The sequence below is a fragment of the Rhizomicrobium sp. genome (genome assembly GCA_037200385.1).
Lineage (GTDB): Bacteria > Pseudomonadota > Alphaproteobacteria > Micropepsales > Micropepsaceae > Rhizomicrobium.
Window position 1 is genome coordinate 5002496 of record JBBCGL010000001.1, and the last position, 6290, is coordinate 5008785.

Sequence of the window (6290 nt, forward strand, 5' to 3'; positions counted from 1 at the left end):
CAAAAGGGGATCGCGCCAGCCATGTATGACACCCAAGCAGCCAATGATGCTCAGCTGTTGACGAAATCCGGCGCCGAAGGCTGCGGATTGCGTTCGGTGATGAGCGAGCTGTTCCTGCCGCAGGATGTCAACGGCGCCTGCCCGTTCTCCCTGATCGAATTTTTTGTCGAGCCCGGTGGCGCATCGACGCCGCACGCGCACCCATCCGCCGAGATTTGGTACATCCGGCACGGCCGGGGATTGGTGCTGACGCAGCGGGGCGGCATCGATGTCGAGGCGGGCGACGTCGTCTATCTCCGGCCCGGCGCGATCCATCATATCGAGAACCGGGGCGACGAACGCCTCGCCGCGCTTTCGGTGGCGTGGACGAGTTGAGCATGCACGCCGCGACCCACGATCTTGCGGTTGTCGGCGGCGGCGTCATGGGGCTGTGCACGGCGCTGGAAGCGAGGCGGCGGTTTCCCGAAGCACGGATCACTGTCCTGGATAGAAGCGAGATCGGGCTCGGCGCAAGCCGGCACGCGCCGGGCATCCAGCTCGCCTTGGGGCGTACGGCCACCGAGCGCGATTTCGCGCGGCGGAGCCTGAAGGGTTGGGAACGGATTTTTCCCGACGCGAGCTGGCCGGTCGGCCGCCGCCTCGATCTGCTCTGGATCGCCTCCGATGTCGGAAAGCTTCGCGAATGGCAGCTTGGTACGGGACCCGGCTTGTCGGACGGCGCCGCATGGATGTCGCGCCTGTCCGGCCTTGCCGCGGGCATGGTACCCGCGGGACGCGCCACATTGGCGGACCGCTGCTCCTACAGCCCGGTCCGGGGGATCGTCGTCGAGCTGGCCGGCCGGCTGAAACGAGAGGGTTGTGAAATTCGAGAGAATTTCGGTGTCGACGAGATCACGCCTTGCGGCGACGGCGTCGATATCCGAGGCGTGGATGCGCGCACGGTCCGCGCCAAGCGTGCCGTGGTGGCGATCGGCCCCTGGCTCCCGGGATCGCATCTGGTGGATGAAGCCGATCTGCGCGTCCGGCCGCGCGTGAAGAAGGTCGTCGCGTTCCATCTCGACCGACAGCCCGCGCCCGACTGTCCGGCGATCGCGATTCAAGAGGACTATGTGTTCCTCATACCCATGATCGAGGATGGCTACTGGCTATACAGCTTTACGTCGAACCATTGGGACGTCCGGCCGGTCGCGAGCGAGCTTCGGGTCGACGATGGCGATATCGAGCGCGGCATGGCGATCTTGCGGAAATGGTTTGTGCACGATGTGCCGGGTATCGCGTCGTCCCGGGTGTTCTGTGACTGCTATGGCGGGGATGGCGCGCCCTTCGTCGTGCCGCACCGCTCCAGTGGGCGCGTTGTTTTCGTGGGCGGTGGCTCGGGGAACGGCTTTCGCTTTGCGCCGGCGTGCGCGGAAGACGCAATCGATCGGCTCTGGTCCGGCGCCGAGGGAGGCCGGCCGGAGTCCCGCGCGCGGGTTGCGGCGGAAGCGGCGGTTTCGCGATGAAATCACCGGCCTCCCTCGCGATCACGGAAAGGAATGCCGCTTACGCGCGGGATGCCCCTGCGCGCACCCCGGACGGTTCCGGCGCGACATTGACGGTCGATCTCGGTGCCATCCGAGACAACTACGTGAACTTGCGCGGAAAGCTCGAAGGCGTTGTCTGCGGTGCCGTCATCAAGGCCGATGCCTACGGCTTGGGGGCTGTCCGCGTGGCCGCCGTATTGGCAAAAGCCGGTTGCGACCACTTCTTTGTGGCCCATCTCGACGAGGGCATCGCCGTCCGCGCGCATCTGCCCGACCACGCAAAGGTCTTTGTCCTGCACGGCCTGATGCCGGGTTGCGAAAAGCTCGCGCATGCGCACCGCCTGATTCCGGTCCTGAACGGACTCGAGCAGATAGACGCCTGGGCCGCCTTCGCCCGCCGCATGGGCCGGGTGTTGCCGGCCGCAATCCAGGCCGATACCGGCATGTCGCGGCTGGGCATATCGCCGGCCGAGCTCGAGGGCCTTGCGCAAAGGCGGGGTCGTCTGGACGGCATCGGCTTGTGCCTCGTCATGAGCCAGCTCGCTCGTCCGGAGCGGATGGACGACTTCAGCGCCCGGCAGCGCGAGCGCTTCCTTGCCGTCTGCCGTGCATTGCCGAGCGCGCCCGCTTCAATTGCGAGTTCCGCCGCGATCTTTGGAAGCCGGGATTGCCATTTCGATGTCGTGCGGCCCGGCGGCGCGCTCTACGGACTGGCGCGATCGGTCGTGTGGTCCTATGCGCCGCGCCCCGTCGTGCGCCTCCAGGCTCGTGTCGTTCAAACCAGGGATGTGATAGCCGGCGATGCGGTCGGATACGGCCTCAGCTTCCGAACCGACAAGGCGCGCCGGGTGGCGACCGTTGCGATCGGGTATGCCGACGGATTTCCGCGGATCCTCAGCAACCGCGGCGTTGCGCATCTGGACGAGCAGCCGCTCCCGATCATCGGCTCGATCTCGATGGACTTGTTGACGCTCGACGTCTCCGCCATACCCGCGAGCCGGATTCCGCCCGGCACGCCGGTCGATCTGATCGGCCCGCAGCAGACGCTTGCCGCGTTCGCGGAATCCGCAAGAATGATGGAGGACGAGGTCATCACCTTGCTCGGCCCCCGTGTTCGACGCGTTTATGAGCCGGCGTGACGCTTTGCGGCGTGTCGCGGTCGGATGAAAGGGACGCAATGGCCTCAATCAATCGCGACGTCTACCTCGCCGAGGCCGGCGGCAATCTCATGCAGCCGGAGTTCTTCACCGACGACATCTTGGCTTTCCACGCCTGCGAGGAGCGTTTCTTCCGGCGGGTCGCGCATGATCGCGACTATCGCCTGGTCATCGAAGTCGGCTGCGCGGGCTTCCGCCTGATCGATGCCAAGCCGGAGCAATGCTCGTATCTGGGCGTCGATATCAATCCGCGGAACGGTACGCGTGCGCCCGACAAGAAAGGCGCAATCATACGCTGCGACGCGCGAAGGTTTTTCGCGAACGGAAGAATAAGGGACAAGGTCACCTCCCTGTTCCAGGACCGGGTGGCTTGCATTCTGCCGTTCAATTTCCTGGGCACGATGGACGAGCCGATCGCGTTCCTCCATATGGTGGGCTTGTGGAACAAGGACATCGTATTGTCGCTGTTCAACACGACCCACGAGGCGACCGAGGCGCGAGTCAAGTACTATGAGAAATGCCACATCGTCGTCGAGCGCATTGCGAGGTCCGACGAATTCGTCAGATTGAATTGCTCCAACGGCTTCGAGGCGTTCGCCTTTTCCCGATCCTATCTGCAAGCCTTCCTGGCGCGCATGGGCTATGGCCTTATGCGGCAGGAAGTGCATGAGGTGTTTTCATTCCTGTTCTTCAGGCGTGGCGCCGGAAGCAGTTTGATTTGACGTTGGAGCCGGAGCGCGCGCGCTGCTCCGGCCAAGGTTGGGGCGTTGATCGCGCCACAAGGCCTGCGCCTGCGCACGCAAATCCTGCTTGTCGAGTTTGCCGATCGGCAGCATCGGGAGCGCATCCCGAACGATCAGCAGCTTGGGCACTTTATAGTTGGCAAGTTCCCGCCGCAGTTGGGCCAGGACCGCGCCGGCGTCGCAGGGTTGGCCGGGATTGTGCTGGACGAACGCGATGCCTACCTCGAAATAGCGCTCGTCCCGGACCGGGACGACGGCCGCCAAGGCGACGCCGGGACATTGCTCGAGCGCAAGCTCGATCTCGCGCGGATAGACGTTGAAGCCACCGGACTTGAACATCTCGCTCCTGCGTCCGTCGAGCACCCACAGGCCATCGGCACGGGCACGCGCGATGTCGCCGGTGCGAAGCCAGCCGTCGGACGACAGCGCCTTCGCCGTCGCGCCGGGGTCGTTCCAGTAGCCGAGGAAGACGCCGTCGCCGCGCAGCCGGATTTCGCCGCTCCGGCCCGGCAGGACATCGGTGCCGTCGTCGTCGACAAGTCGGTGGTTCGCGCCGGCGTCCGGTGCACCGACGGTATCGCACAGGATGTCGAGGTCGTAGTCGGGCGGGGTCGCGCTCACGACGGCACCGCCCTCGGTGAGGCCATAATTCGTGAAGAGATGCGCGCCGGTGTCGAGCATGCGCTGCACGAGCGTCCGGGGCGCCGGTGCGCCGCCCCAGCCGATCATCCGCACGCTCGAAAGATCGGCGCTCGCGAAACCGGGGTGGTCGAAGAGGGCTTGCAGCATCACCGGCACGCCGCCGAACAAGGTGATGCGCTCGGCCGGGATGGCCGCGAGCATCTCGGCGGGATCGAAACGCTCCTGGAACACCACGGTGCCGCCGCGGATCAGCGCGTTGCCCAGCATCTCCGAGAGGCAGCCGATATGGTTTGGCGGCAGGTTGCACAGGATGCGCAGGCCGTCGCGCAGATGCTCCTTGCCGGCGAAGGACCGGCTGACCGATTCATAGCAATGGAGCAGGTTGCGGTGCGCCAGCAGGGCGCCTTTGGGCTTTCCCGTCGTGCCGGAGGTGTAGACGATGATCGTGGGGTCGTCCGCGCCGGCTTCGTGGGCCGCGGCGGGTCCGCCTTGCGCGAGAAACGTATCGAACGTTCCGTGTTCGCCGATCGTGACGACGGCAAGCGATGGCCGGGCACGGCGGATCGCGTCGAGCTCGGCCCCATAGCCGCGGCCGGCCGCGTCGTTGTCCACGGCGAAGAAGATCGACGGCGCGCAGTCGTCGAGGATGTATTCCATCTCCGCGAGGCGATAGCGTGGGTTGAGCCCGACCCAGATTGCGCCGATGCGCTGCGCGGCCAGGAGCACGATGGCGAATTCCGGCCGCGGCGTGGTGAGCATGGCGACACGGTCGCCGGCCCTTACTCCAGACCCTGCGAGCGCCTCCGCGCAGCGCGCCACGGCCGTATCCAGACCGTGCCAGCCAAGGCGCGTCGCGCCGAAGACGACGGCATCGCGATCCGGCGCGGCACCGGAATAATGGTGCACATAGTCGCTCAGGCTGACGAGGCGGGGTACGTTTCCGGGCAATGGGGACGTCATGGCTTCGTCAGGGCTTGGAGATTTCGGGCCACAGCATGTTGATCCATTCGGCGATCAGCGCCGGGCGCGCCTCGCCTTGGAGCTCGAAGGTGTTCTGCGTCACGATCGTGGCCTTGCCGTCGTCGCGGCGGTCGACCCGCAGGAGCCGGACCCGGTTGCGAAACGGCGCGCCGACCGGCGCGGGCGCCACGAAGCGCACGCGTTCGAAGCCGTAATTCATCGCGAGCGCCACGCCGGCGATCTCCAGGCCGTTGCCGCGCGTCAGCGATGGAAGCATGGACAACAGATGGAAGCCGGCCAGGACGGTCTTGCCATAGGGGCTATGAACGCGCGCCCAATCGGGATCGATGTGCATCCGGTCGGGATCGCCGGTCAGCGCCCCGAAGGCGGCGGCTTCGGCCTGCGGAACCTCCTTCCAATCGGAGAGCGCGATCTGTTGTCCGATGAACCCTTCGAGGTTCCCGAACGAAAGGTCTGGCAGGGTCTCCATTGACGCCACATCCCGCGAAAGCGCGTCACTATACTGTCCGCGCCGCGGGCTTCAATAGAAAAAGAATTCTGGTTCTGTTTTGCTGTGCGCCATTTCCGAATGGTATAGGAGATGGGCGGAACAGGACGGCGGACGGCTGTGGCAAAACGGCGGACAGCGCGCTTGCCGGACGAAGACGGTGAGGCGGTCGAGAACAAGGGCGGGCGGACGCGCGCGCGCATCAAGGCCGCGTTCGCGCAGCTGCTGACCCAAAAGAGCTTCGCGGCGATCACCATCTCCGATATCTGCAGGACGTCCGACATCACCGTGGGCGGACTCTACTTCCATTTCGCGAGCCAGGATGAGTTGCTCGACGAGGTCATGCGGGAATATTCCGAAGATCTCGGCAGCGCCCTGGACCGGTCGATACAGGCGGGGCGGGGCGCGCGGCTGGCCGCCGCCGTCTGCGCGGCGTTCGTCGCTGCCTATGAAGAGCGCACTGGACTGGCGCGGGCGTTCCAGCAGCTGCGGCGGACGCGGGACAGCTATGCCGCGCGCTGGCGCGCCATCAGCGGGCCGCGCATCGACCGGCTCGCGGTGCTCCTGGCGCTGGAGCGGCCGGATCTCAGCGCGGCGAAGGCGAAATTCCTGGCGCATGCGCTGATCACGATGATCGTCAGCCAGCTCGATCTCGCTTACGTCTATGCGGGCCGCCACCGGTCGGAAGCCGGCGGCGACGCCGCGAAGGGCCTGACCGTCCTCTGGCGGCGGATGATCGACGCGAAAAGGCCTTGAT

At 65.9% G+C, this 6290-nt stretch carries 7 protein-coding genes; 5 read left to right on the forward strand and 2 right to left on the reverse strand.

Going from position 1 to position 6290, the window contains the following annotated elements:
• Nucleotides 1-21 precede the first annotated feature (21 nt).
• From WDM91_23845 to WDM91_23860, 4 genes are all read left to right on the forward strand, one after another.
• Nucleotides 22-375, forward strand: a complete 354-nt coding sequence (locus tag WDM91_23845) for a cupin domain-containing protein (protein MEI9997648.1) — start codon at nucleotides 22-24, stop codon at nucleotides 373-375.
• Between the two features lie 2 nt (nucleotides 376-377).
• A complete protein-coding gene (locus WDM91_23850; GenBank protein ID MEI9997649.1) occupies nucleotides 378-1502 on the forward strand; it encodes an FAD-dependent oxidoreductase in 1125 nt (374 codons plus the stop codon).
• Between the two features lie 89 nt (nucleotides 1503-1591).
• Nucleotides 1592-2662 (forward strand): alanine racemase, encoded by a 1071-nt coding sequence (alr, locus tag WDM91_23855; protein MEI9997650.1) that lies wholly within the window; start codon nucleotides 1592-1594, stop codon nucleotides 2660-2662.
• Nucleotides 2663-2700: 38 nt separating this feature from the next.
• Nucleotides 2701-3402, forward strand: a complete 702-nt coding sequence (locus WDM91_23860) for a hypothetical protein (protein ID MEI9997651.1) — start codon at nucleotides 2701-2703, stop codon at nucleotides 3400-3402.
• Here WDM91_23860 and WDM91_23865 read toward each other — a convergent pair.
• A complete protein-coding gene (locus WDM91_23865; protein ID MEI9997652.1) occupies nucleotides 3358-5025 on the reverse strand; it encodes a class I adenylate-forming enzyme family protein in 1668 nt (555 codons plus the stop codon). The genes WDM91_23860 and WDM91_23865 overlap by 45 nt on opposite strands.
• A 7-nt stretch (nucleotides 5026-5032) precedes the next feature.
• Entirely contained in the window at nucleotides 5033-5515 is a 483-nt protein-coding gene (locus tag WDM91_23870) for a MaoC/PaaZ C-terminal domain-containing protein (GenBank protein MEI9997653.1), read from the reverse strand.
• Nucleotides 5516-5677: 162 nt separating this feature from the next.
• Between WDM91_23870 and WDM91_23875 the strand changes: the two genes are divergently transcribed.
• Nucleotides 5678-6289, forward strand: a complete 612-nt coding sequence (locus tag WDM91_23875) for a TetR/AcrR family transcriptional regulator (GenBank protein MEI9997654.1) — start codon at nucleotides 5678-5680, stop codon at nucleotides 6287-6289.
• The last annotated feature ends 1 nt before the right edge of the window (nucleotide 6290 follow it).

Excerpts from the sequence above, each read along its gene's own strand:
- WDM91_23845 (MEI9997648.1), top strand. The coding sequence starts at position 22 with ATGTATGACACCCAAGCAGCCAATGATGCTCAGCTGTTGACGAAATCC.
- WDM91_23850 (MEI9997649.1), top strand. The coding sequence starts at position 378 with ATGCACGCCGCGACCCACGATCTTGCGGTTGTCGGCGGCGGCGTCATG.
- WDM91_23860 (MEI9997651.1), top strand. The coding sequence starts at position 2,701 with ATGGCCTCAATCAATCGCGACGTCTACCTCGCCGAGGCCGGCGGCAAT.
- WDM91_23865 (MEI9997652.1), bottom strand. The coding sequence starts at position 5,025 with ATGACGTCCCCATTGCCCGGAAACGTACCCCGCCTCGTCAGCCTGAGC.
- WDM91_23870 (MEI9997653.1), bottom strand. The coding sequence starts at position 5,515 with ATGGAGACCCTGCCAGACCTTTCGTTCGGGAACCTCGAAGGGTTCATC.